The 21,293-nt window shown below is 69.6% G+C and carries 20 protein-coding genes; 12 read left to right on the top strand and 8 right to left on the bottom strand.

Annotated elements, in window-relative coordinates:
* Positions 1–3 precede the first annotated feature (3 nt).
* The 4 genes from D7D52_RS05595 (at position 4) to D7D52_RS05580 (ending at position 3,929) form a co-directional block, all read left to right on the top strand.
* Positions 4–756, top strand: coding sequence for a HalD/BesD family halogenase (locus tag D7D52_RS05595; protein WP_162958167.1), 753 nt, complete (start codon positions 4–6; stop codon positions 754–756).
* A gap of 89 nt (positions 757–845) precedes the next feature.
* A complete protein-coding gene (locus tag D7D52_RS05590; RefSeq protein ID WP_120735352.1) occupies positions 846–2,204 on the top strand; it encodes a WS/DGAT/MGAT family O-acyltransferase in 1,359 nt (452 codons plus the stop codon).
* Positions 2,205–2,224: 20 nt separating this feature from the next.
* Positions 2,225–3,013: an RluA family pseudouridine synthase gene (locus tag D7D52_RS05585; protein ID WP_120735351.1), complete on the top strand. Its 789-nt coding sequence runs from the start codon at positions 2,225–2,227 to the stop codon at positions 3,011–3,013.
* Positions 3,014–3,149: 136 nt separating this feature from the next.
* Positions 3,150–3,929 carry a phosphodiesterase gene (locus D7D52_RS05580; RefSeq protein WP_120735350.1) on the top strand — a complete coding sequence of 260 codons (780 nt, stop codon included), beginning with the start codon at positions 3,150–3,152 and terminating at the stop codon, positions 3,927–3,929.
* 1 nt (position 3,930) lies between these two features.
* On the opposite strand, the gene D7D52_RS05575 is transcribed toward D7D52_RS05580, so the two are convergent.
* Complete coding sequence (locus D7D52_RS05575) at positions 3,931–4,983, bottom strand: AraC family transcriptional regulator (protein WP_120735349.1); 1,053 nt, start codon at positions 4,981–4,983, stop codon at positions 3,931–3,933.
* Positions 4,984–5,076: 93 nt separating this feature from the next.
* Between D7D52_RS05575 and D7D52_RS05570 the strand changes: the two genes are divergently transcribed.
* The 4 genes from D7D52_RS05570 to D7D52_RS05555 all read left to right on the top strand — a co-directional run bounded on the left by D7D52_RS05570 (position 5,077) and on the right by D7D52_RS05555 (position 10,285).
* Positions 5,077–6,525 (top strand): flavin-containing monooxygenase, encoded by a 1,449-nt coding sequence (locus D7D52_RS05570; RefSeq protein WP_120735348.1) that lies wholly within the window; start codon positions 5,077–5,079, stop codon positions 6,523–6,525.
* 115 nt (positions 6,526–6,640) lie between these two features.
* Complete coding sequence (locus D7D52_RS05565) at positions 6,641–8,731, top strand: ABC transporter ATP-binding protein (protein ID WP_425464662.1); 2,091 nt, start codon at positions 6,641–6,643, stop codon at positions 8,729–8,731.
* On the top strand, positions 8,728–9,492 hold the full coding sequence (locus D7D52_RS05560; protein WP_120735347.1) for a CbiQ family ECF transporter T component: 765 nt from the start codon (positions 8,728–8,730) through the stop codon (positions 9,490–9,492). Before D7D52_RS05565 ends, D7D52_RS05560 begins: the two co-directional genes overlap by 4 nt.
* Positions 9,493–9,655: 163 nt before the next feature.
* Positions 9,656–10,285: a DUF8020 domain-containing protein gene (locus D7D52_RS05555; protein ID WP_120735346.1), complete on the top strand. Its 630-nt coding sequence runs from the start codon at positions 9,656–9,658 to the stop codon at positions 10,283–10,285.
* 36 nt (positions 10,286–10,321) lie between these two features.
* On the opposite strand, the gene D7D52_RS05550 is transcribed toward D7D52_RS05555, so the two are convergent.
* Complete coding sequence (locus tag D7D52_RS05550; RefSeq protein WP_162958166.1) at positions 10,322–11,551, bottom strand: lipase family protein; 1,230 nt, start codon at positions 11,549–11,551, stop codon at positions 10,322–10,324.
* 245 nt (positions 11,552–11,796) lie between these two features.
* Here D7D52_RS05550 and yczE point away from each other — a divergent pair, with 245 nt between their 5' ends.
* Positions 11,797–12,435, top strand: coding sequence for a membrane protein YczE (gene yczE / locus D7D52_RS05545; RefSeq protein ID WP_120735344.1), 639 nt, complete (start codon positions 11,797–11,799; stop codon positions 12,433–12,435).
* On the opposite strand, the gene D7D52_RS05540 is transcribed toward yczE, so the two are convergent.
* Positions 12,432–12,785 (bottom strand): TetR-like C-terminal domain-containing protein, encoded by a 354-nt coding sequence (locus tag D7D52_RS05540; RefSeq protein WP_120743835.1) that lies wholly within the window; start codon positions 12,783–12,785, stop codon positions 12,432–12,434. The genes yczE and D7D52_RS05540 overlap by 4 nt on opposite strands.
* On the opposite strand from D7D52_RS05540, the gene D7D52_RS05535 reads away from it, so the two are divergent.
* Positions 12,750–13,736 (top strand): NAD-dependent epimerase/dehydratase family protein, encoded by a 987-nt coding sequence (locus D7D52_RS05535; protein WP_246023649.1) that lies wholly within the window; start codon positions 12,750–12,752, stop codon positions 13,734–13,736. The two genes, D7D52_RS05540 and D7D52_RS05535, sit on opposite strands and share 36 nt — an antisense overlap.
* Positions 13,737–13,779: 43 nt before the next feature.
* Complete coding sequence (locus tag D7D52_RS05530) at positions 13,780–14,424, top strand: cysteine hydrolase family protein (protein WP_120735343.1); 645 nt, start codon at positions 13,780–13,782, stop codon at positions 14,422–14,424.
* Here the strand turns inward: D7D52_RS05530 and D7D52_RS05525 are convergent, their stop codons facing one another.
* The 4 genes from D7D52_RS05525 to D7D52_RS05510 form a co-directional block, all read right to left on the bottom strand.
* Positions 14,425–16,710: an ATP-dependent DNA ligase gene (locus tag D7D52_RS05525; RefSeq protein WP_120735342.1), complete on the bottom strand. Its 2,286-nt coding sequence runs from the start codon at positions 16,708–16,710 to the stop codon at positions 14,425–14,427.
* A gap of 128 nt (positions 16,711–16,838) precedes the next feature.
* A complete protein-coding gene (locus tag D7D52_RS40280) occupies positions 16,839–17,138 on the bottom strand; it encodes an antitoxin (protein WP_425464661.1) in 300 nt (99 codons plus the stop codon).
* 35 nt (positions 17,139–17,173) lie between these two features.
* Positions 17,174–18,295 carry an MBL fold metallo-hydrolase gene (locus D7D52_RS05515; RefSeq protein WP_120743833.1) on the bottom strand — a complete coding sequence of 374 codons (1,122 nt, stop codon included), beginning with the start codon at positions 18,293–18,295 and terminating at the stop codon, positions 17,174–17,176.
* A gap of 107 nt (positions 18,296–18,402) precedes the next feature.
* Positions 18,403–19,128, bottom strand: coding sequence for an enoyl-CoA hydratase (locus tag D7D52_RS05510; protein WP_120743832.1), 726 nt, complete (start codon positions 19,126–19,128; stop codon positions 18,403–18,405).
* Positions 19,129–19,212: 84 nt separating this feature from the next.
* On the opposite strand from D7D52_RS05510, the gene D7D52_RS05505 reads away from it, so the two are divergent.
* Positions 19,213–20,343: an FAD-dependent oxidoreductase gene (locus tag D7D52_RS05505; protein ID WP_120735340.1), complete on the top strand. Its 1,131-nt coding sequence runs from the start codon at positions 19,213–19,215 to the stop codon at positions 20,341–20,343.
* 2 nt (positions 20,344–20,345) lie between these two features.
* Here the strand turns inward: D7D52_RS05505 and D7D52_RS05500 are convergent, their stop codons facing one another.
* Positions 20,346–21,203 carry an aldo/keto reductase gene (locus D7D52_RS05500; protein WP_425464660.1) on the bottom strand — a complete coding sequence of 286 codons (858 nt, stop codon included), beginning with the start codon at positions 21,201–21,203 and terminating at the stop codon, positions 20,346–20,348.
* Positions 21,204–21,293: the final 90 nt, after the last annotated feature.

Below are 21,293 nucleotides of genomic sequence, written 5' to 3'. Positions count from 1 at the left end.
CGGGTGAGAGGACGCGCGGTGCAGGTTCACGGCACGATCGAGGCGGCCCACCGGCATCTGCGCGCGGTGGATCCATCGGCGCTGGCGCACGCGCGAAACCGCTTGGCGGAGAACGGCATCGCCCGCCTGGGCTTCCTGCTCCCGCACCGGGTCAAACGCGTGCTGGCGGCCGAGGCGCTGGCCCTGCTCGACCATCACCGCCAATGGGGCGAACTGCTGCCCGAGGGCGAGGGCGCCGCCCGCCGGCAGGTGGATCTGACCGAGCAGGAGGTCGCCGCCCACGCCGCCTGCATTCCCGCGATCTACGACTGTGAACCGTTGCGGCACAATCTGTCCGTGATCGCCGCGGAACCGGTGCTGCCGTATCCGGCCGACCGCCGCTACCTCGTCAGCCGCCGCCATCACGACGACGCGGCCGGGCAATGGCACTGGGACGATTACGCTTTCGCCCTCGTCCTGGTGGTGGAGTGCCCGCCGCTGGACGACGGCGGCTTCCTGCAGACGGTGGCGCACACCCACCGCGACTGGGACCACGCCGACGTGTACCGGACCTTGACGCGCAACCCTATTCACTCCTGGGAGCTGCATCCCGGCGACCTCTACCTGATGCGCGCCGACACCACCCTGCACCGGGTGCACCCGTTCGTGAACGGCCGCCGCACCACCATCGCCATGGCCTTCGCCGGCGCCACGGCCGCGGCCGCCGACACGGGTTTGCCGCACGCCGTACGGGGTAGCGCGAATCACAGACAGTGATAACCTGATTCACCGTCACACAGCGGGGGGCAGTGTCGCCGCACCGTTGTCCCCAAGGGCTGTCATGCCCGCCCGGATTAGGCGACACCATGGACCTTCTCAACCCGCTCGACGCGGTCTTCCTGGCGATCGAGTCCCGCGAACACCCCATGCACGTGGGCGGTCTGCAACTGTTCGAGCCGCCCGCCGACGCGGGACCCGGCTACACCCACGCACTGTTCACGGCCATGTCCGCGAAAACCGAGGTGCGCACGCGTTTCCGGCGGCAGCCCAGCCGGCTGCCGGTCGGGTTCTCCAGCCTCGCCTGGTCGCATGCCGACAACGTGGATCTGGGCTACCACCTGCGCCGATCCGCGCTGCCCGCGCCCGGCGGGATGGGCGATCTGCTGGATCTCACCGAACGCCTGCACGGCATCCTGCTCGATCGGCACCGGCCGCTGTGGGAGGGCCGGCTCATCGAGGGCCTGGCCGACGGGCGCTTCGCCATCTACATGAAGATGCATCACGCGCTCATCGACGGCGTCTCGGCCATGCGGCTGCTGCAGCGCACCCTCACCGACGACCCGTTCGACGATCGGCTGTCGGTGCCGTGGGGCACTCCCCCGGTGCCGCGCGACGACAGCGTCGCGCCCGAGAGCGCGTGGTCGCAGCTGCGGCGGGCGGTGCCGCGCGTCCTGCGCGCCACCGGTTCGATCGCGGCGCCCGTGCGGGGCGCGCTCGACGGGCGGCTCACCATGCCGATGACCGCGCCGCGCACGCTGTTCAACACCGCCATCGGCGGGGCGCGGCGCATCGCGGTGCGGTCCTGGCCGCTGGAGCGGATCAATACGGTGCGCGCGGCCACCGGCGCCACCGTCAACGATGTGGTGCTGGCCATGAGCGCGGCCGCGCTGCGCGCCTATCTGCTCGAGCACGACGCGCTGCCCGAGGATCCGCTGATCGCCATGGTGCCGGTCAATATTCGCAGCACCGCCGAGGCCGACAGTTCCGAAGGGAATCTGGTGGCGGCCTGCCTGGCGAATCTCGGGACGAATATCGAGGATCCGGCGCGCCGGCTGGAAACCATCAGCACCTCCATGCGCGAGGCCAAACAGGTGTTCACGCAATTGCCGAAACTGGAGGCGATGATGTTGTCGGCGGCGCTGATGACACCGCTGGGCGTCTCGCTGATTCCGGGATTCGAAGCGTTGCCGCGCATGCCGTTCAATCTGGTGATCTCGAATGTGCCCGGGCCACGGAAACCGGTGTATCTGCAGGGCGCGCGGCTGGACGCCAACTATCCGCTGTCGATTCCCTTCGAATCGCAGGCCATGAACATCACCGTCACCACCAATGACGGCAATCTCGATTTCGGCTTGGTCGGCTGCCGCCGCACGGTGCCGGATCTGGATCGCATGATCGGGCATCTGGAGAACGGGCTGGCCGAGCTGGAAAAGGCCACGTCCTGACGCTTCTCTAAGCTGGCCGGGTGGAGACATCGTGGCCCGGACTGCGGGCACAGTGCCTGGTGCTGGAGGACGAGGCGATCCTGGCGTTGAACAAACCCGCCGGGATCTCGGTGACCGGGGAACGCCACGACACCGATCTGGTGGAAATGGCGGCGGCACAGGGCGAGACGCTGTATCCGGTGCACCGCATCGACAAGGTGACCTCGGGGCTGGTGCTGCTGGCCAAGCAGCTGCCCGCGCACGGCGTGCTCACCCGGCAGTTCACCAAGCGCACCGCGGAGAAGGCGTATCTCGCCGTGACCGCCTCCACCGGACTGCCCGACCGCGGCGTCATCGAGCTGCCGTTGAGCGTCGGCCGCAAGAACCGGGTGCGCATCGCCGCCCCGCGCGAGAGCATTCACCGCGCGGGCGACACCTGGCGGGTCGATTCGCGAGATGTGCTGGCGGGCAAGAACTATCCGTCGGTCACCGAATTCGCGACCGTCGCGCGCACCGATTCCCACACCGTGCTCGCGCTGCGCCCGATCACCGGGCGGCGGCATCAGATTCGTGTGCATCTGGCCTGGATCGGGCATCCCATCGTCGGCGATCCGCTCTTCGACAAGTCCGGGGCATTCGAGCGCACCCATCTGCATTCGTGGCGTTTGACCCTGGACGCGCCCTGGCGGCCGAATGGTCTACTCGAACTCGAGGCGGAACCGGGCGCCGATTTCTGGCGACCGGGTTCGGCGACGATCACCGGCGACCCCCGGCAACTATTGAGCAGCGCAAGCGAACTCATGACGGGCACCACACCGACGGCGTCTTGATAGTGGTTCGCTATATTGGGTGGCGGGTCTCACCGGCGCACATCCGGCCTGGTCAACTAGCCTGTTTCGTGGTGACCGCGGTGCGGCGGGCCACAGCGGGCGCGACGATGCGGCCCTTCACAGAAAGCGAACGCCGATGGTTCTGCTGGCACAGCTCAGTGACACCCACTTCAATATGGGCGCACGCAATGTCGAACGCGTCGAACGGGTGTTGGCGTATCTCGCCGAGCTGCCGCAGCGACCGGATCTGATTCTCGTGACCGGCGATATCGCCGACGAGGGCGAGATCGAGGAATACCGGCAGGCGCGGGCCGCGCTCACCGCCGACGTGCCGGTGCTGGTGTTGCCGGGCAATCACGACGACCGCGGCAATATGCGGCAGGTGCTGTTCGGGCAGGACCCGGACTACGCGCCGATCAACAACGTGCACCGCGGCGACGGAGTGACGGTCGTGCTGCTGGATTCCAGCATTCCCGGTAAGCCCGAAGGGTTCCTGGACGCGGAGACCTACGCCTACCTCGAGGACGCCCTGGCGCGGACCGCCGCCGACGACACCGTGCTGATCGCCATGCACCATCCGCCGGTGCCGGTACAGTCCACCGTGGTCGACCCCATCCGGCTCACCAATCCCGAACGGCTGGCCGAGATCGTGGCCGGCGACGCGCGCATCGCCGCCGTGCTCACCGGGCACGTGCACTCCGGGCTCATGACCAGTTTCGCGGGCAAGCCGCTGATCGTCGCGCCCAGCGTCTCCTCCACCATCGGCTGCGAATGGGAAACGGCCGCACCGGGACACGTGCCGATCGATTTCGCACCCGACCCGTCGCTGGTGTTCCACTCCGTCACCGACGCGGGCCTGCTGTCGGCGTTCCGACCGGTCGCCATGGGCGGCTGGCTGGCCGAACCGGTCGACTGACTCAGCGCAGCGGCGCTCCCCGGCGGTAGACCGACGGCGTGGTCCCGGTCCAGCGTTTGAAGGCGTGGATGAACGTGGACGCCTCCGCGTAACCCAGCCGGATCGCCACATCGCTGACCGACAGCGGTGTGGCGGTGAGCATTTCCTCGGCCAGCGCGCGCCGCACCTCGTCCAGCAGCTGCCGGTAACTGGTGCCGGCGGCGTCCAGATGCCGGCGCAGCGTGCGGGTGCTCATGTTCAGATCCCTTGCCACCGCGTCGATTCCGGGCGGCGCCGCGAAACCGTCCACCCCGCCGCGCGGAACCAGCCGCCCGCGCACCTCGGCCGCGATGCCGGTGCGGGCGCGGCGGCGCGACACCAGATCCCGGCACTGGGCCAGGCACATGGCCCAGGTGTGCTCGTTGGCCTGCGGCAGCGGCTGATCCAGCAGCGCCGGATCGAGCACGAAGGCGGTGTGCGGCTGCTCGAAACGCGGTCGCAGACCATAGATTTCGGTGTACGGGCCGAGATCGGGCGGGGCCGGGAAGCCGAAGTCGGCGCGCTGCAACTCGACCCGGTGGCCGAGCAGGTCCGACAGCACCTGATGCATGGCCGTGGCGTCGCGTTCGACCAGGAAGCGCCGCACGTCGGCGGGCACCCGTTCGTCGTGGATCATGAACTCGCCCGGCTGGAATCGGGCCGCCGGAATGCAGAAGGTGAAGCTGAGCTCGAGGAAGCGCAGCGCGAAGGCGATGGCCTCGCCGAGGGTGGGGCTGCTGACGCAGGCGAATCCGAAGATGCCGAAGGTGGAGATCCGATAGCGCCGGCCCACCTCCAGCCCGAGGTTGGGGCGGGCGCCCAGCTCCCGCACCAGATTCCGGATGATCGCCAGCTCGATGTGCGCGTCGATCTGGGCGTCCGGATCGGCGAGCTGCTTCTCGGTGAGCCCGCTGCCGTGCAGTATGCGCACCGCCGGCACCCCGCGTTCGCGGGCGAAGCCCACCATGAGCGCGGCGCTCGCGACCCCGCGCGGGAAGTCCCAATCCCGGATACCCGCCTCCTGCACCGTGCCCATCCTCCGATTATGGCCGAAATTCTCGATCAGGTCGCCACCAAATCGAAGGCTCGCTCCTACAGTGAGAGGAGTCTTCGAGGTGAGGAGCACCACATGCCGTCGGTCATCATCATCGGCGCGGGCTTCGGCGGGCTCGGCATGGCGATCGAGCTGCAACGCAACGGCTTCCGTGAGTTCACCATCCTCGAGAAGGCCGGCGACCTGGGCGGGGTGTGGCGGGAGAACACCTATCCGGGCGCGGCCTGCGATGTGCCCTCACCGCTGTACTCGTTCGCGCACGAGCCCAAACCTCGCTGGCGGCAGCGGTATTCGGGCCGCGAGGACATCTGGGAGTACATGCGTGACGTGGCGCGACGGCACCGACTCTACGACTCGATCGTGTTCGGGGCCGAGGTCGTGGAGGCCGAGTTCGACGACGACGCCGGACAGTGGATCGTCCGTACCGCCGACGGGGTGACGCGCACGGCCGATGTGCTGGTGTCCGCGGTCGGGCAGCTGTCTCGACCGGCCATGCCGCCGATTCCTGGCATCGCGAGCTTCGCCGGGCAGTCCTTTCACTCCGCGCTGTGGGATCACGAGGTGAAACTCGACGGACGGCGGGTGGCCTGCATCGGCACCGGGGCCAGCGCCATCCAGTACATTCCCGAAATCCAGCCGCGGGTCGAGCGGCTGACCGTGTTCCAGCGCACCGCGGCCTGGGTGCTGCCGAAGTTCGACACCGACTACCAGCCCGTTCACCAGCGGATTCTCGTGCAGATCCCGGGAATGCCGGTGGCCGAACGGCTCTCGTGGTGGCTGATCGGCGAATTCGTGGCGCTGGGGCTGGTCGATGTCCCCGGCATCGTGCGCTTGGTCTCGCGCCTCGCCGAGAAGCACCTCGAGGAGCAGGTCACCGATCCCGTGCTGCGCGCCAAGCTCACGCCCGACTATCCGATCGGCTGCAAACGCGGATTGTTCTCCAACGACTACTACCCCGCGCTGTGCGAACCCAACGTCACCGTCGAGACCACCGCCATCACCGAGATCGTGCCCGAGGGCGTGCGCACCGCCGACGGCGTCGTGCACGCGGCCGACGTCATCATCTACGGCACCGGCTTCAAGGGCACGGAATTCCTGTGGCCCATGAAGATTCGAGGCCGCGACGGCCGCGACCTGAACGACGTGTGGGACGGCGGCGCCCACGCCTACCTCGGCCTCACCGTCCCCGAATTCCCCAACCTGTTCATGGTCTACGGCCCCAATACCAATCTCGGCGTCGGCTCCATCATCTACATGATCGAATCCCAGACCCACTACATTCGCCGCGCCGTCCAGTTGCTCGCCGAGCATCCGGGCGCCCGCCTCGAGGTCCGGCCCGAAGCCGAACGCGCCTTCAACGACGCCCTCCAGCAGCGCCTCGCCCGTACGCCCTGGAACTTCTGCACCAGCTGGTATCGCACGGCGTCGGGCCGCATCACCAACAACTGGCCCGGCACCACGCGCAGCTATCGCCGCCGCACCCGCGCACTGCGCCTGTCCGATTACACCCTCGAGCACCGGTAGCCGCGTGGCCGCTGCATGGAGAGAGTCTGTGGAGATGTTGAGAGGTCGCGGTGGGTAGCGGGTCCGACACGGCAGACTGGTAGACGTGACCGATTCGTACCGGATTCGTGGCGGCGTGGCCGACCAGGCCGAGTCCCGCGCCGGGAGAAGTTCCGCGGCGACCCTGCCCACGGGCGCGCTGCGGCCCATCGAACTCGCGGCCGCGGCGGTGCTCGGGGGCGCGACCGTCGGGCTGGTGACACTGGGCTCGCTGGTGCCGTTCGCCTCGGCGCTGCAATTGGTGGCCGCGGTGCCGATGGGGCTGCTCGCGCATCGACATCGGTTCCGCGCACAGCTGGCGACGACCATCGCCGGGACGATCGTGACATTCGTGGCCGCGGGCCTGCTGGCCGCGCAGAACCTGGTCGGCATCGCCGTGATCGGCGGCATCATCGGGACGGTCAAGCGCCGGCGCGGCGGACTGCCCGCGGTGGCGGCGCTGTCGGGGCTGGCCGGCGGCGTCATGGCGACGCTGACGGTCGGCATGCTGCTGGTGCTGTCCAAGTCGCGGCACCTGCTGTTCGACAACGTTCGCAATCTCGCCGGCGGTGTGGAGAGCCTGGCGGCGCGGGTGTCCGCGCTGAAACCGGCGGGCCACTGGGTCGCCGCCAGTGTCGACACCGTGCTGCACTGGTGGTGGCTGCTGGTCGGCGGCGGCATCGTCGCGGCCATGCTGGCCAGCGGTGTGTTCTCGTGGTTCGTGCTGGGCGCGGTGCTGGATCGGCTGGCCTGGCTCCCCGGCCGGGACAACCTGCTGGACGCACCCGACGACGACCGTCCGGTCGCGCCGCTGCCGGTCACCTTGCGGCAGGTCGCCTTTCGCTATCCCGACGCCCGCACCGAGGCGCTGTCCGGGATCGATCTGACCGTCGACGTCGGCGAATTCGTCGCGATCGTGGGCCACAACGGCTCCGGAAAGTCCACGCTGACCAGGATTCTCGCGGGCCGGCCGCCCACCGGCGGCACGGTCACCCGGCCCGGCTCGGCGGGGCTGGGCGTGCGCGGCGGCACCGCCATGGTGTTGCAGCGACCCGAGAGCCAGACCCTCGGCGTGCTCGTCGCCGACGATGTGGTCTGGGGTCTGCCCACAGCGGACGCCGCCGGCGTCGACATCGACGGTCTGCTGGCGGAAGTCGGACTGGCCGGAATGGGCGGGCGCGAGACCGCGACCCTGTCCGGCGGCCAGCAGCAGCGGCTCGCGGTGGCGGCCGCGCTGGCCCGCCGTCCCACGCTGCTGATCGCCGACGAGGCCACCTCCATGATCGATCCCGAGGGCCGACGCGACCTGGTCGCTCTGCTCGCCGACCTGCCGCGGCGGCATCCGATGGCGGTCGTGCTGGTCACCCACCACGAGGCCGACGCGGCCGCCGCCGACCGGGTGGTGCACCTGAGCGACGGTCGCTGCGTCGATCACCTGCCCGCCTGGCCGCGCCCGGCCCGCGCCGCCCGCCACCGCCCCATGGGCGAGGACATTCTCGAATTGCGCGGTGTCGCACACACTTACAACCGCGGTACGCCATGGGAGACGCCCGCCCTGCACGGTATCGATCTGACCGTGCGCCGGGGTGAGGCGCTGCTGGTGGTGGGCGGCAACGGTTCCGGGAAATCCACCCTGGCCTGGATCATGGCCGGGCTCACCATCCCCAGCGCGGGCAGTTGCGATCTGCACGAGTTCACCCGAACCCGCCCGGTGCACAAGCGGATCGGGGCCGTGCAGCTGGCCTTCCAGCACTCCCGGCTGCAACTGCAACGCCAGACCGTGGGCGAGGAGATCGAGGACTGGGGCGGTCACGGCACCGCCGCGGTCGGCAAGGCCCTCGACGCCGTCGGCCTGGACCGGGTGCTGGCCGCGCGGTCGGTGGAGAAACTCAGTGGCGGACAGGCCAAACGGGTGGTGCTGGCCGCGCTGGTGGCCGGCCGCCCGCAGGTGGTGGTGCTCGACGAACCGCTGGCCGGACTCGATCCGGAAGGCCGCGCCGGCGTGGTGGAACTGCTTGCCCGCCTGCGGGATTCGGGCCACACCCTGATCGTCATCTCGCACGACGTGTCCGATGTGGCCGCGGTCTGCGATCGGATCGTGCACCTGCGCGACGGACGATTGCTCGAAAACGACGCCGCGGCAATGGAATACCGCCCCGGCCAGGATCTGCGCGGAGGTGTCCGATGAGCGGTGTGGTGCTGCGCGAGGTGCCCGTCGACAGTCCGGTGCATCGGCTCTGGGCCGGTACCAAGATGATCGGGGTCTTCGTCTTCAGCGTGCTGCTGATGTTCGTCCCGTCGTGGTGGCTGCTGGGGCTGGCCACCCTGTTCCTGGCCGGGGTGTTCGTGCTGGCCAAGCTGCCGCTGGGCACGCTGCCGCGGTTGCCGTGGTGGGTGTGGGCGGGCCTCGCGATCGGCGCGGCCATCAGCGCGCCCGTCGGCATGTCGGCGGTGGTGCGCTACGCGCAGGTGGTGCTGTTCGGATTCCTGCTGCTGGCCGCGTCTTTCCTGGTCGCCTGGACCACGCCGATGGGTGCGATCGCGCCCGCGCTGGCCAAACTCGGTGCGCCGCTGAAGCGGATCGGCTGGACCCGCGACGGGGTGCGGCACGCCCTCCCGGTCGACGAGTGGGCCGTGGTGGTGGCGCTGACGCTGCGCGGGCTGCCCCTGCTGCTCGAGGAGATGCGCGTGCTGCGCGCGGCCCGGCGGCTGCGGCCCAAGGATTCGCTGGTGCGCCGGGCGACCGAGAACCCGATGGTCGACATCCTGACCGCGAGCATGGCCGTCTCCTCGCGCCGCGCCGCCGAACTCGGCGAGGCCATCACCACCCGCGGCGGCACCGGCGAACTGACCGCGCGGCCCGGGGCGCCCGGCCGCGCCGATCTGGTGGCGCTGCTGGCGCTGGCCTTGTTGTGCGCGCTGGGAACGGGCGTCGAACTGCTCTTCTAGGGCGACTCGAGCCGAAAATTATTCGGGCTGTCGGGGTGACGAGCTACCGTGATCGACAGTAGAACGCGTTGCTGACGCAGCACGGCTCACAGCCACAAAGGGGGAATTCTTTTCACTGAGCCACGTGTTGCCCCGAACACCTGATGAAGATTGGAAAGACCTCATGATGCTGCGCAAGATCACCGCAATCGCCGCGCCGGTTGTCACCGCGGTCGCCATCGCCGGAGCCGGTGTGGCCCATGCGGATTCGGCGGTTCCCGACATCGGCTACCAAACCCAGTTGGTCGGCGATACCGTCGTCACCACCCTCACCAACGGCAGCTTCGAGCTGGCCGGCGGGGCCGTGAACATCAAGGACGCCGAGGGGGCCACCGTGGTCAGCCTGCCGACGTCGTTCGAGCAGGACGGGCTCAGCTACCCGTTGCCCACCGCCGTCAGCCCCGACGGCGCGACGCTGAGCCAGACGGCGGTCAAGGACGTCGCCGCGGCCACGCCGGTCCTGCACCCGGTGGCCTCCCTCGACGAAAACCAGCGCGCCATGCAGGCGTTCACCAGTCAGTTCGGCATCGCCACCGCCATCGGCAGTTTCGTGGGGCTGGCGATCGGCGCGGCCGTCGGCGCCATCGGATTCCTCGGCGGCGCCTTCGGTTTGGCGACGGTGCCGGTGGCGGCGACCGTCGGCGCGATCATCGGCACCCTCGTGGTGGGCGGACCGGCGCTGCTGATCGCGGGTGTGGATCTGATCAGCACGCTGACCGCCGCGCCCGGCACCACCAAGTGGGCGCAGCCCTGATCCGCTGAGCGGCGGACGCCGGGTGCACAGCGGGCTTCAGCGCACGGTGCATCCGGCGGCCACGGGCACGCCGGCGAAGCGATCGGACAGATAGTTCATAGCGCCCCACGCCTCGACTATCGCGGCCGGATTGTGGCCGGGGACGGCCGAGTGCACCGCGGTGAGCGTCGCGCCCAGTGCGCAATAGCGGTCGACCAGGGCGCTGAACCCGGCCGACGGGATCACATCGTCATTGTTGCTGTGGTACAGGTACATCGGCACGTCCGGCGCCCAGCCGCCCAGCTCCTGATGGCCGGTCGCGGCCAGGAACGGCGGACTGCCGAGAATGCCCGGGGCGGTGGCGTAGTCGTCCACGTGCCCGAACAGATGGCGTCCCACCAGATCCCCGCCGCAGGCGGTGGCCTCCTGCGCCATCAGCGCGTGGCCGTTGTCGTTGAGTTCGTCCGCCAGGCCATTGCCGGAGTCGTTGCGCGCCAACGCGATCAGGATCAGCACCGCCAGCCCGGCCTGGTAACTGCCGTCCACGCCGCGCGCGAGGGCGGGGATATCGGTGGGCACGCCGCCGGAGGTCACGCCGGCGAAGGCGAGCTCGGGTGCGTAGCCCGCCCGCAGCTGCATGGCCCACAGGGTGGCGAAGGCCCCGCCCGAATAGCCCCAGGCCCCGAGCAGGCTGGCGTCGGTGATGCCCAGCGGGGCAAAGGATTTCGCGGCCCTGATGCCGTCCAGGACGGCGCGGCCGGAGTTCACGCCGTCGAAGAAGCGGGACGCCGGGCCCTCGTAGTCCGACACCACGACGGCCCAGCCGCGGCGCAGCGCCTCGGCCAGGAAGGGCACGTCGAGCAGAGTGGTGGCGATGGAGAAATCGCGCCCGCCACGCAGCGCGAACGAGGGCGCGCAACGGGTTCCGAGGCTGTCCTCGGCGATCTGATACGACAGCAGCGGCCGGTCGCCGGGACCGGTCCACGGGGTGAGCGGCGCCAGCACGGTGGTCACGTCGGCGGCGGCCGCGTCGTCCGAGCCGGTGGTGCGGTATTGCAACTGCCAGCCCGCCACCGGCAGCGGCAAGCCGAAGACCTGGATCGGGCGCGAGTTCAGGATCGCCCCGTTCGCGTACTCCCCCAACGAGGTCGGGGCCGTATAGAACGGATCGTCGTCCGGATAGGGAATGTCGGCGCGGGTGGCGGGTATCGCCACCGCCGCCGCCACCAGGGTCACCGCCGCCCCGAGGAGTCCGGCCCGCCACCATGTACGAAATCCGCGCCGCATCACGCCCTCCAGCGTCCTGTCACCCGACGCCCCGGACCACGGACTCGCACTATCGCGCCGATAAGAAACCCGGCGCATCGGAGAACCAAAATTACTGCCGCTCCGGCCCGATGGTCAACGTTGTCCCGCGCGTCGTAACCACGGCGTTGCGCGGTTTCTTGTAAGAAAGAATATATCCAGATAGAGGTCCAGCACTTTGCGACTGGCTCTTCCTGTCGCAAGCCAGTTGCCGTCATGCTCGGTGCATGTTGTTGCGCCGCCTGCTCGCTCTGTATGTCGGACTCTGGCTGTACGGGTTCTCCATGGCCGTCATGATTCGCGCCGCCCTCGGCCTGGACCCGTGGGACGTCTTCCATCAGGGCGTGGCCGATCAGCTACCGCTGAGCTTCGGCACGATCGTGGCGATCACCGGCGCAGTGGTCCTGCTGGCCTGGATTCCCTTGCGGCAGAAGATCGGTCTGGGCACGGTCAGCAATGTCGTCGTCATCGGGGTGTCGGTGGACGTGGGGCTGTGGCTGCTGCCGCAGTTGCACGCGCTGCCGATGCGGATCGGCGCCATGGCCGCCGCGGTGGTGCTGAACGCGATCGCGACCGTGCTCTACATCGGCGCGGGCATGGGCCCGGGACCGCGCGATGGCCTGATGACTGGACTGGTTCGCCGCACCGGCAAATCGGTGTGGCTGATTCGCACCGGCATCGAGGCGACGGTCCTGGCGATCGGCTGGACCCTCGGCGGCAGCGTGGGCGTCGGCACCGTCGTCTACGCCTTCGGCATCGGCCCCCTGATCCAGGTGATGATCCCGTTCGTGGACCGCTACCTGCCGGGATTCCACGAGGACGAACCGGTGACCGCCGCCGTCGCACCGGAGCCGATGGCCGCCTAGCGCGCGTCGCCGCCGTCGATGAGGTCGGCGAAGATGCGGGTGATGCGATCGGTGAGAGCTTCCGGAGTGGTGCCGGATTGGGTGGCGCGCAGCCCCAGCTTGCCGTCGACGGTGAGGGCGGCCATGCCGTGGGCCAGCGACCACCAGGCCAGGGCCATCGTCTCGGCGTCGGCGGCCGGCAGGAAGCCCGAGGCGACGGCGTCGGCGACGGTGTCCTGCAGGACGGCGAAGGCGGCATCGCCGGCGGCCTCGGTGGCCGGATGCTTCTCGGGCTGCGAGAGTTCCGGGCGGAACATGAGCCGGAAGTAGGCGGCGTGGTCGCGGGCGAAGCGGACGTAGCCGTTGGCCATGCCGATCAGGAACTACAGCGGGCGGGCTATCGAGTGCGCGGCACCGTGCGCTCGGCCTCGCGCGCCAGCCAGATCGCCGAGACACTGCCGGGCGTGGAGCTGGTCGAGGCCGGTCTGGGCTCGGACACCGGCTGGGAGGCGGCTGTCGCCGGCTGCCGGTACGTGCTGCACACCGCCTCCCCGTTCCCGGCGGGCACGCCGAAGCACGAGGACGAACTGGTGCGCCCGGCCGTCGACGGCACGCTGCGCGTGCTGCGGGCCGCGGCGGCGAGCGGAGTCGAGCGGGTGGTCGTCACCTCGTCCATCGCGGCGGTGCAGGTCGGCAATTCCGGGCGGCTGCTCACCGAGGCCGACTGGTCCGACGTCGCGGTGTGCGACGCGTACGAGAAGAGCAAGACCCTGGCCGAGCGGGCCGCCTGGGATTTCGCGGCCGAGCATCCGGATATCGAAGTGGCCGTGCTCAATCCGGGCATGATCATCGGGCCGCTGCTGCGCGCCGAGGCGGGCACCTCCGTGGGCGGCATTCGCACCATCTTGGCGGGGGATATGCCGGGTGTCCCGCGCCTGAACTTCGCGACCGTGGATGTGCGGGATCTGGCTGTCGCTCATCGCCTGGCCCTCGAGACCCCGGAAGCCGCGGGCAACCGCTACATCTGCGCCGGCGACGAGATCTCCTTTCCCGAGATGGCTCGGATCCTCGCCGGGCGCTACCGCGTCTCGACCCGGGCGCTGCCCGATTGGCTGGTGCGGCTGAGCGCTCGCTTCAACACCGACGCCCGCACCGCCGTCCGCTTCCTCGGCCGCGAGGAACGCCTCACCGCCGCCAAGGCCGAACGCGAACTCGGCTGGCACATGCGCCCCGTCGCCGAATCCCTGCTCGACACCGCCGACAGCCTCATTCGCCTCGGCCTCGTCGACGACCCGGGCGCACCCCGGCGCGCCGCCGCGTAGGCTGGCGAATCGGGGTGGGGCACAGGGCGATTGCGGAGGGTGTATGCGGCAGGGGAACGGGCTCGAGATTCCGGAGACGCTCGCGGATGTGTGCGCGCCGGACCGGATGGCGTTGATCGTCTACGACATGCAGGTCGGGGTGCTCGGGCAGCTGCCGGACGGACCGCGCATCACCGAGCGGGTCGCGTCGGTGGTGGATGCCGCCCGGCGCGGCGGCTACCCGGTCATCTTCCTGCGGCACTTCTTCCTGCCCAAGCGGCTCATGGGCACCTTCGCGCTGCGGATGGCGATGAGCTGGCAGGGTGTGGACTCCGTCGACGAGGTGGTGCCGATCCTGCAGCGGGATACGCCCGGCTTCGACCTGGTCCCCGAGTTGCGGCCGCAGCAGGGCGAAGTGGTGTTCGACAAGACCACCATGTCCGCCTTCGAGGGCACCCCGCTGGCCGCCACCCTGCGTGATCTCGGCATCGGCGCGTACGCCATCGTCGGCGTGGCGCTCGAGATCGGAATCGCGCCGACCGTGACCCATTCCACCGATCTGGGCTTCCTGCCGGTGGTGGTGCGCGACGCGGTCGGCGGCCGCGACGAGCCCGGAATGCGGCGCGCCTGGGACGAATTCGCCTTCCAGGGGCACGCCCTCGTCACCGAGGCCGACACCCTGATCCCGTTGCTGGAGAAGACGAGCTGATCAGTCCGAGCTGGGAATCCAGGCCGGATGCCACAGGCGTCCGGTCTCGGTCCAGTTCATGAAGCGGACCGTGCCGGTGAGTTTCGGGCTCACCCAGACGGCGTCCTTGCGCTCCTCGGCGGTGAGGTCGTTGCCGAACGGGGTGGTCTTGCGTTCCAGGCGGCGCAGCCGATCGGCGAGATCGCTCATCTCCTGCTCGCTGAAACCGGTGCCGACCCGGCCGAGGTAGTACAGCTCGCCCTCGTGCGGCACGCCGACCAGCAGTGAGGCGAACTGCCGCACCCCCGAACGCCGATACCCGCCGATCACCACCGGCAGCGTGCGCCAGTTGCGGGTCTTGATCCAGGACTGGCCGCGACGGCCGGGCAGGTAGACGGAGTCGCGGCGCTTGGCGATCACGCCCTCCATCCCGTGATCCTGGCTGTAGCGCAGCGCTTCCGCGCCGGAGCCGCGCAACTGCTGCGGCACGATCAGTGAACGCGCCTGCGCCGCCAGCGCTTCCAGCACGCGGCGCCGATCGTCGTAGCGTTTGCGGACCAGCGAGGTGCCGTCCAGGTACAGCAGGTCGAAGGCCAGGAAGACGGCGCGCTTCGAATCCTCGCGCAGCAGGCCCAGATTCGCGCCGCCGTGATCGTCGAACACCACCGCCTCGCCGTCGATGACCGCGCTGTGCCCGGCCAGTTCGGCTCCCAGCGCCGCCACCCCCGGGTACTTGCCGGTGACCACGTGCCCGGCGCGGCTGCGCAAGGTCACCGCACCGTCCTCGAGCTCGGCGATGAGCCGGAAGCCGTCCCATTTGGTCTCGAAGGCCCAGTGTTCGGCGTCGAGACCGGCCACGTCGCCGGGCGTGGCCAGCATGGGCGTCAAACCGTGCGGCATCGGGGCGGGGGTGCGGGGCGCCGAAACCGGCTGCGCCCCATTGCCGTCCGACCGGCCCTGATCCTTCATCAGATGCATGAGCCACTGATTGCCGTTGGTCTGGATCAGCGCGTAGCGCCCGTCGAGGCGTTGCCCGTGCAACCGGATGATGACCTCGTCGTCGCGCCACTTCTCGGTCTCGTAGGTGCCGGTATCCCAGATGGTCATCTGGCCGCCGCCGTACTCGCCCTTGGGAATCGAGCCGTGGAAGGTGAGGTACTCCATGGGGTGGTCCTCGGTGTGCACGGCCAGCCGGTTCTCGCCCGTGTCGGTGGGCGGGCCCTTGGGCACGGCCCAGGAGACCAGCACGCCATCGCGTTCCAGGCGCAGATCCCAGTGCAGCCGCCGGGCATGGTGCTCCTGCACCACGAAACGGTCCCCCGGCCCGGGGGCGGGCGGGCCGGGCGGCACCGGCTCGGGGGTGCGCTGCGGGTCGCGCATGGAGCGGTAGGTGTCGAGACGGTCCGGAACCGGTTGCGGCGGTGAGTCGCCGGCTTCGGGTAGCGGGTCGTCGAGGCCCGCGAGCAGGTCGCCGTCTGCCTCGAAGCGGCGCAGGACCTGCTCGAACCGCAAGTGCCGCAGTTTCTTCGGCTGCTCGATCTCCGACCAGTCCCGCGGTGCGGCCACCCACGGCTCGGCGCGGCCGCGCAGGGAGTACGGCGCGATGGTGGTCTTGGCGGGATTGTTCTGGCTCCAGTCCAGGAACACCTTCCGGTCCCGCACGGCCTTGGACATGTTGGCCGTCACCAGCTCCGGCCGCAGCTGCTGCAGGTTCGTCGCCACCTGTTTGGCGACCACCGACGCGCCATTGGGCCCGAGTTTGCGATCCAGCGGTACGTACACGTGAATCCCCTTGGAGCCGCTGGTGACCGGGAACGCCTCGAGACCCACCTCGTGCAGGACGTCCCGCAGGATCAACGCCACCTCGGCGCATTGCGCCAGCCCGGCCCCCGGGCCGGGATCCAGATCGAACACCAGCCGGGTGACGTCCCCCACCTCGGCCCCGTCGAAACGCCATTGCGGCACATGCAGTTCCAGCGCCGCCTGCTGGCCCAGCCAGGCCAGGCCCGCGACATTGTCGACGATGGGATACGTAACCGGCCGGTCGGAATGCTGAACCGTCCTCCGCGCCAACCATTTCGGCGCGTGCTCGGCCAGGTTCTTCTCGAAGAACGACTGCTCTTCCACCCCGTTGGGCCAGCGTTTACGCGTCACCGGCCGCTCGGCGACATGCGGCAGCAAGGCCGGCGCGACCGCCGTGAAATAGTCGATGACCTCGCCTTTGGTGGTCCCGGTGGCCGGGTACAGCACCTTGTCGAGGTTGGTCAGCCCAACCCCGATTCCCCCGAAATCCTTCCGGGACCCCATCACAGCAGTCTAGGTCGGCGCACCGACAAAGCGACGGAACCTGCGATACCCGCGAAAAACCAACGGGCCGTTCGGGTCACCGGAGGTGAACTCCGGGACGCCGAACGGCGCGTGGAAGACCTGGTCGACTACTCCGCGGGCTTCTCGGCCTCGGGAGCGGGGGCCGGTGCCGGTTCCGGCGCCGGGGCGGGTTCGGCCGCCGCCTCGGCGGGAGCGGATTCGGCGGCCGGCGCCGCGGCGGGCGCCCCGCCCTCGGTCGGGATGGCGTTCTTGACCGCCTCAGCGCCCTTGTCGATCTGGGAGGAGTACTTCCCCCCGGTCTTCTCGTCGATCACATGCCCGGCCTTGTCGACGGCCTGCTCGATCTTCTCGGCGTTCTGGGCCACCACTTCCTTGCCCTTGCCGACCAAGCCCTTGAGCGTGTCCATGAGACTCACAGCCCTGCTCCTTCAATCTCGGTCCGTTATTGGCGAACATCTTCCCACCACGAATCCCGTGGTGGCAGGCCAATGGGGTCGATCCGCTGGCCCGGCTTCGGCACGGCGATGCGTGTCCCGGCCGCCTCGGCCGCCTCGACCAGCCGCCGTACCGGCTCCGACCAGCCGTGGAAGGCCAGATTGAAGGTGGCCCAGTGAATCGGCACCAGCAGCCCGTACCCGGCGTCGCCGACACACAGATCCGCGTGCGCGCGCACCGCCTCCTCGGGATTCATGTGCACGTCCGGCCAGTGCCGGTCGTAGGCCCCGATGGGCAGCAGGGTCAGATCGAACGGGCCCAGCCGCGCCCCGGCCTCCGCGAACGCCTTGGTGTAGCCGGTGTCGCCGCCGAAATAGACGCGCCGGGTCGGGCCCGCGATGGACCAGGACGCCCACAGCGTGGTGTTGCGCACCAGGCCGCGGCCCGAGAAGTGCCGCGCCTCCGAGCAGGTGATCACCAGATCGGTGCCGTCCCCGTGATCGCGCTCCAGCTCGGCCAGCGAAACCGAAGCCGCCCAATCCAATTCGACGATGCGATGCTCGGGCACCGCCCAGTGCCGCAGGTGCGCGCCGATGCCGATCGGCACCACGAACACACAGTCCTGGGTCTCGACGAGCCCGAGCACGGTCTCGCGGTCGAGATGGTCGTAGTGATCGTGCGAGATGAGCACCGCGTCCAGCGGCGGCAGCGCCGACAGCGGCGACGGCACCGGATGCAGCCGGGCCGGGCCGATCAGCGGCGAGGGCGAAACCCGCTCGCTCCACACCGGATCCGCCAGCACCCGGTAGCCGTCCACCTCGATCAGGCAGGTGGCGTGGCCGTACCAGGTGACCGCCAGATCCCCGGCCTGCCTCGGCAGCTCCGGGGTCACCAGCGGGATCGCGCCGGGCGGGCGGCCGTTGTTGCGCTGGGTGACCAGCTGGTACATCAGCTCGACCGGCGATCCGGTGAGCTGGCTGCTCGGCTCGGTGTTGTGGAACTGCCGATTCCGATAGGTCGTCGCCCCGCGCGCGGTCGGCGCGATGGCGGAAATGGAGGCGCCCATGGCGGACGGAATCCCCCACGCCGCCCGGAACAACCAGGAAAGACCGAATGCACCCGCTGCCATACCCACCAGTTTCCGCGTTTTCACGGCCCTGCGCCTCTCGTTCGCGGCAGCGCCGCGCTGCCCGGCCATCGGCCCCTGGATTTCTGCCATCGGCCCTTGGATTTCGATCATCGGCCCTCGAATTTCGCGGGCCGCTTCTCCTGGCGCGCGGCGCGCGCCTCCTGTGCGTCCGCGCTGGCCCAGGCCGCGTTCAGGGCGGCGGTCTGCTCGTCGGTGCCGGGGCCGCGGGTGTCGTCGTCGTTGAAGACCAGCTTCAGGTGCCGCAGCGACAGCGGCGCGAGTTCGGCGATCTGCTTGGCCCACGCCTGCGCGTCGGCGAGCGTGCCGAGCTTGTTGGCGAAGCCGAAGTGATAGGCGTCCGTGGCGCTGACGCGTTCCGCGCCGAGCAGAATCGTGCGCGCCGGGCCCGGGCCGATCAGGTTGGATAGTCGGCGCACCGTCCAACGGTCAACGGAGATACCGAGTTTCGCGGCCGGTACCGCGAGGAAGGAATCCGGTGTCATGACCCGCAGGTCCGAGGCCAGCGCCAGTTGCACGCCCGCGCCGAACGCGCCGCCGTTGATCGCCGAGATCACCGGCACCGGAAGCGTTTCGATGGTGCGCAGCATGCCGAGCAGTCCGCTCAGGAAGCTGTCCGAGTACACCCCGTCCAGATCCGCGCCCGCGCTGAACAGCGGCCCCTGACCAGTCAGCACGATCACCCGCGCCGATTCCGCGGCCTCCTCGAGCGCGGCCCGCAAGCGACCGATGAGCTCCTCGTTCAGGGCGTTCCGGCGTTCCGGACGCTGCAGTTCGATGGTCACGACCTCGCCATCGCGGCTGACTCCGAGCATCTGCCCCTTCCCCACTGTGCACAAATCACCTGCGTTGCCTACACCTGATCGGCATTCACTCTAAGGTCGCGTACCGTCGGGTCGGTGACCGCAACACCCGACGTCGACATCCTCGTAATCGGTGCCGGGCAGGCCGGGCTGTCGGTCGGCTACCATCTGCGCCGGCTCGGACTGCGGCCGGAGCGGGACTTCCTGCTCGTCGACCACTCGCCGGCGCCGGGCGGCGCATGGCAGTTCCGGTGGCCCTCACTGACTTTGAGCACGGTCAATCACGTGCACGATCTGCCCGGCATGTCGTTCGAGGAGACGCTGGAGCCCGGTTCGGAGAACGTGCAGGCGGCCACTGCGGTCCCCCGCTATTTCGACCGCTACGAGCAGCGCTTCGATCTGCGCGTGCGCCGGCCGGTGACGGTCACCGTCGTCTGCGACCGCGCCACCGCCGCCACCTGCCCCAACCAGGAGGTCGACGGGCTGCTGCACGCGGAACTCGAGCCGGCGGACACGCTGCGGGTGCGCGGGCTGGTGAACGCCACCGGCACCTGGGACAAGCCCTTCATTCCGTATTACCGAGGCACGGAGACATTCGCCGGACGCCAGTTGCACGCCCACGACTACCGGACCGCCGCCGACTTCGCGGGCAAGCACGTGGTGGTGGTCGGCGGCGGCATCACGGCCATCCAACTGCTGGACGAGATCTCGCAGGTGACCACCACCACCTGGGTCACCCGTCGCGAACCCGTCTTCCGCCGTGGGCAATTCGCGCCCGAGGACGGCCGGGCGGCCGTGGCCATCGTGGAAGACCGGGTGCGGCGCGGGCTTCCGCCCGGCTCGGTGGTCTCGGTCACCGGATTGCGCGAGGACGCGCGGGTGAAGGCCATGCAGGCGCGCGGGGTCCTCGACCGCCACCCCATGTTCGAAAGCATCGAACCCGACGGGATCCGCTGGGCCGACGGCACCTTCCAGCGCGCCGAGGTGATCCTGTGGGCCACCGGTTTTCGCAGCGCCCTCGACCATCTGGCCCCGCTGCGGCTGCGCGGGCCGGGCGGCGGCATCACCATGAGCGGTCGCCTCGCCACGCAGGTCGATGCCGATCCGCGCATTTATCTGATCGGCTACGGTCCGTCGGCCAGCACCATCGGGGCGAATCGCGCGGGCCGCGCCGCCGCGGTCGAATTGACCTCGTACCTGGGCATTCCCACGCACACGGCGGTGTGAAATCAGGCGGGCGCGTCCTGATCCATCTCGTCGGGGTCGGCGCCCTGGCGGGCGTCCTTGTCGATGCCGGCGATCTGGGTCATCTCGCGGCCGGTGAGCTCGAAGTCGAACACGGCCAGATTCTCGGCCATGCGCGCGGGCGTGCGCGACTTGGGGATGGCCACGTTCCCGAGCTGCATGTGCCAGCGCAGGACGATCTGCGCGGGGGTGCGGCCCAGCTTGTCGGCCAGCGCGATGATCACCGAATCGTTGAACTCCGCGCCGCGGCCCAGCGGGCTCCACGCCTCGGTCACGATGCCGTGCGCGGCGTGGAAGGTCCGCAGCTCCGACTGCGCGAAATACGGGTGCAGCTCGACCTGATTGACCGCGGGGACCTCCCCGGTCTCGCCGATCACCCGCTCGAGGTGCGCGCGGGTGAAGTTGGAGACGCCGATCGACACCACCCGGCCCTGCGCCTCGAGCGCCTGCAACGCGCGGAAGGTGTCGACGTAGAGATCGGCCGAGGGCAGCGGCCAGTGGATCAGGAACAGGTCGAGGGTCTCGAGCCCGAGCCGCGCGCAACTGGCGTCGAAGGCGCGCATGGCCGCGTCGTAGCCGTGGTCGGAATTCCACAGCTTGGTGGTCACGAAGACCTCGTCGCGGGGCAGCCCCGACTCGCGGATGGCCCGGCCCACCGCCTCCTCGTTGCCGTAGAACGCGGCGGTGTCGAGGCTGCGGTAGCCGAGTTCGAGGGCGGTGGTGATGGTGGCGGCCGCCTCGTCGCCGTCGACCTTGTACACGCCGAAGCCCAGCTTCGGCATGACGTGGCCGTCATTGAGGACGATCGCCGGGATCTCGCTGGTCTCGCACCGATAACTCACCATTCCGACCGTAGCACCGTTTCGGACCCAGCTAACTTCTAGCATCGCTGTGACGTGCGGGAATGTGGCCTGGATAACGCCCGAATCAGG

Source organism: Nocardia yunnanensis (assembly GCF_003626895.1).
Classification (GTDB): Bacteria; Actinomycetota; Actinomycetes; order Mycobacteriales; family Mycobacteriaceae; genus Nocardia; species Nocardia yunnanensis.
Note: the sequence above shows the minus strand (reverse complement) of the source record. Positions and strands in the feature narration are given on the sequence as shown.

Excerpts from the sequence above, each read along its gene's own strand:
- D7D52_RS05530 (WP_120735343.1), top strand. The coding sequence starts at position 13,780 with ATGCGGCAGGGGAACGGGCTCGAGATTCCGGAGACGCTCGCGGATGTG.
- D7D52_RS05515 (WP_120743833.1), bottom strand. The coding sequence starts at position 18,295 with ATGGCAGCGGGTGCATTCGGTCTTTCCTGGTTGTTCCGGGCGGCGTGG.
- D7D52_RS05560 (WP_120735347.1), top strand. The coding sequence starts at position 8,728 with ATGAGCGGTGTGGTGCTGCGCGAGGTGCCCGTCGACAGTCCGGTGCAT.
- D7D52_RS05510 (WP_120743832.1), bottom strand. The coding sequence starts at position 19,128 with ATGCTCGGAGTCAGCCGCGATGGCGAGGTCGTGACCATCGAACTGCAG.
- D7D52_RS05575 (WP_120735349.1), bottom strand. The coding sequence starts at position 4,983 with ATGGGCACGGTGCAGGAGGCGGGTATCCGGGATTGGGACTTCCCGCGC.
- D7D52_RS05525 (WP_120735342.1), bottom strand. The coding sequence starts at position 16,710 with ATGGGGTCCCGGAAGGATTTCGGGGGAATCGGGGTTGGGCTGACCAAC.
- yczE (WP_120735344.1), top strand. The coding sequence starts at position 11,797 with ATGTTGTTGCGCCGCCTGCTCGCTCTGTATGTCGGACTCTGGCTGTAC.
- D7D52_RS40280 (WP_425464661.1), bottom strand. The coding sequence starts at position 17,138 with ATGGACACGCTCAAGGGCTTGGTCGGCAAGGGCAAGGAAGTGGTGGCC.
- D7D52_RS05590 (WP_120735352.1), top strand. The coding sequence starts at position 846 with ATGGACCTTCTCAACCCGCTCGACGCGGTCTTCCTGGCGATCGAGTCC.
- D7D52_RS05555 (WP_120735346.1), top strand. The coding sequence starts at position 9,656 with ATGATGCTGCGCAAGATCACCGCAATCGCCGCGCCGGTTGTCACCGCG.
- D7D52_RS05570 (WP_120735348.1), top strand. The coding sequence starts at position 5,077 with ATGCCGTCGGTCATCATCATCGGCGCGGGCTTCGGCGGGCTCGGCATG.
- D7D52_RS05540 (WP_120743835.1), bottom strand. The coding sequence starts at position 12,785 with ATGGCCAACGGCTACGTCCGCTTCGCCCGCGACCACGCCGCCTACTTC.
- D7D52_RS05580 (WP_120735350.1), top strand. The coding sequence starts at position 3,150 with ATGGTTCTGCTGGCACAGCTCAGTGACACCCACTTCAATATGGGCGCA.
- D7D52_RS05550 (WP_162958166.1), bottom strand. The coding sequence starts at position 11,551 with ATGCGGCGCGGATTTCGTACATGGTGGCGGGCCGGACTCCTCGGGGCG.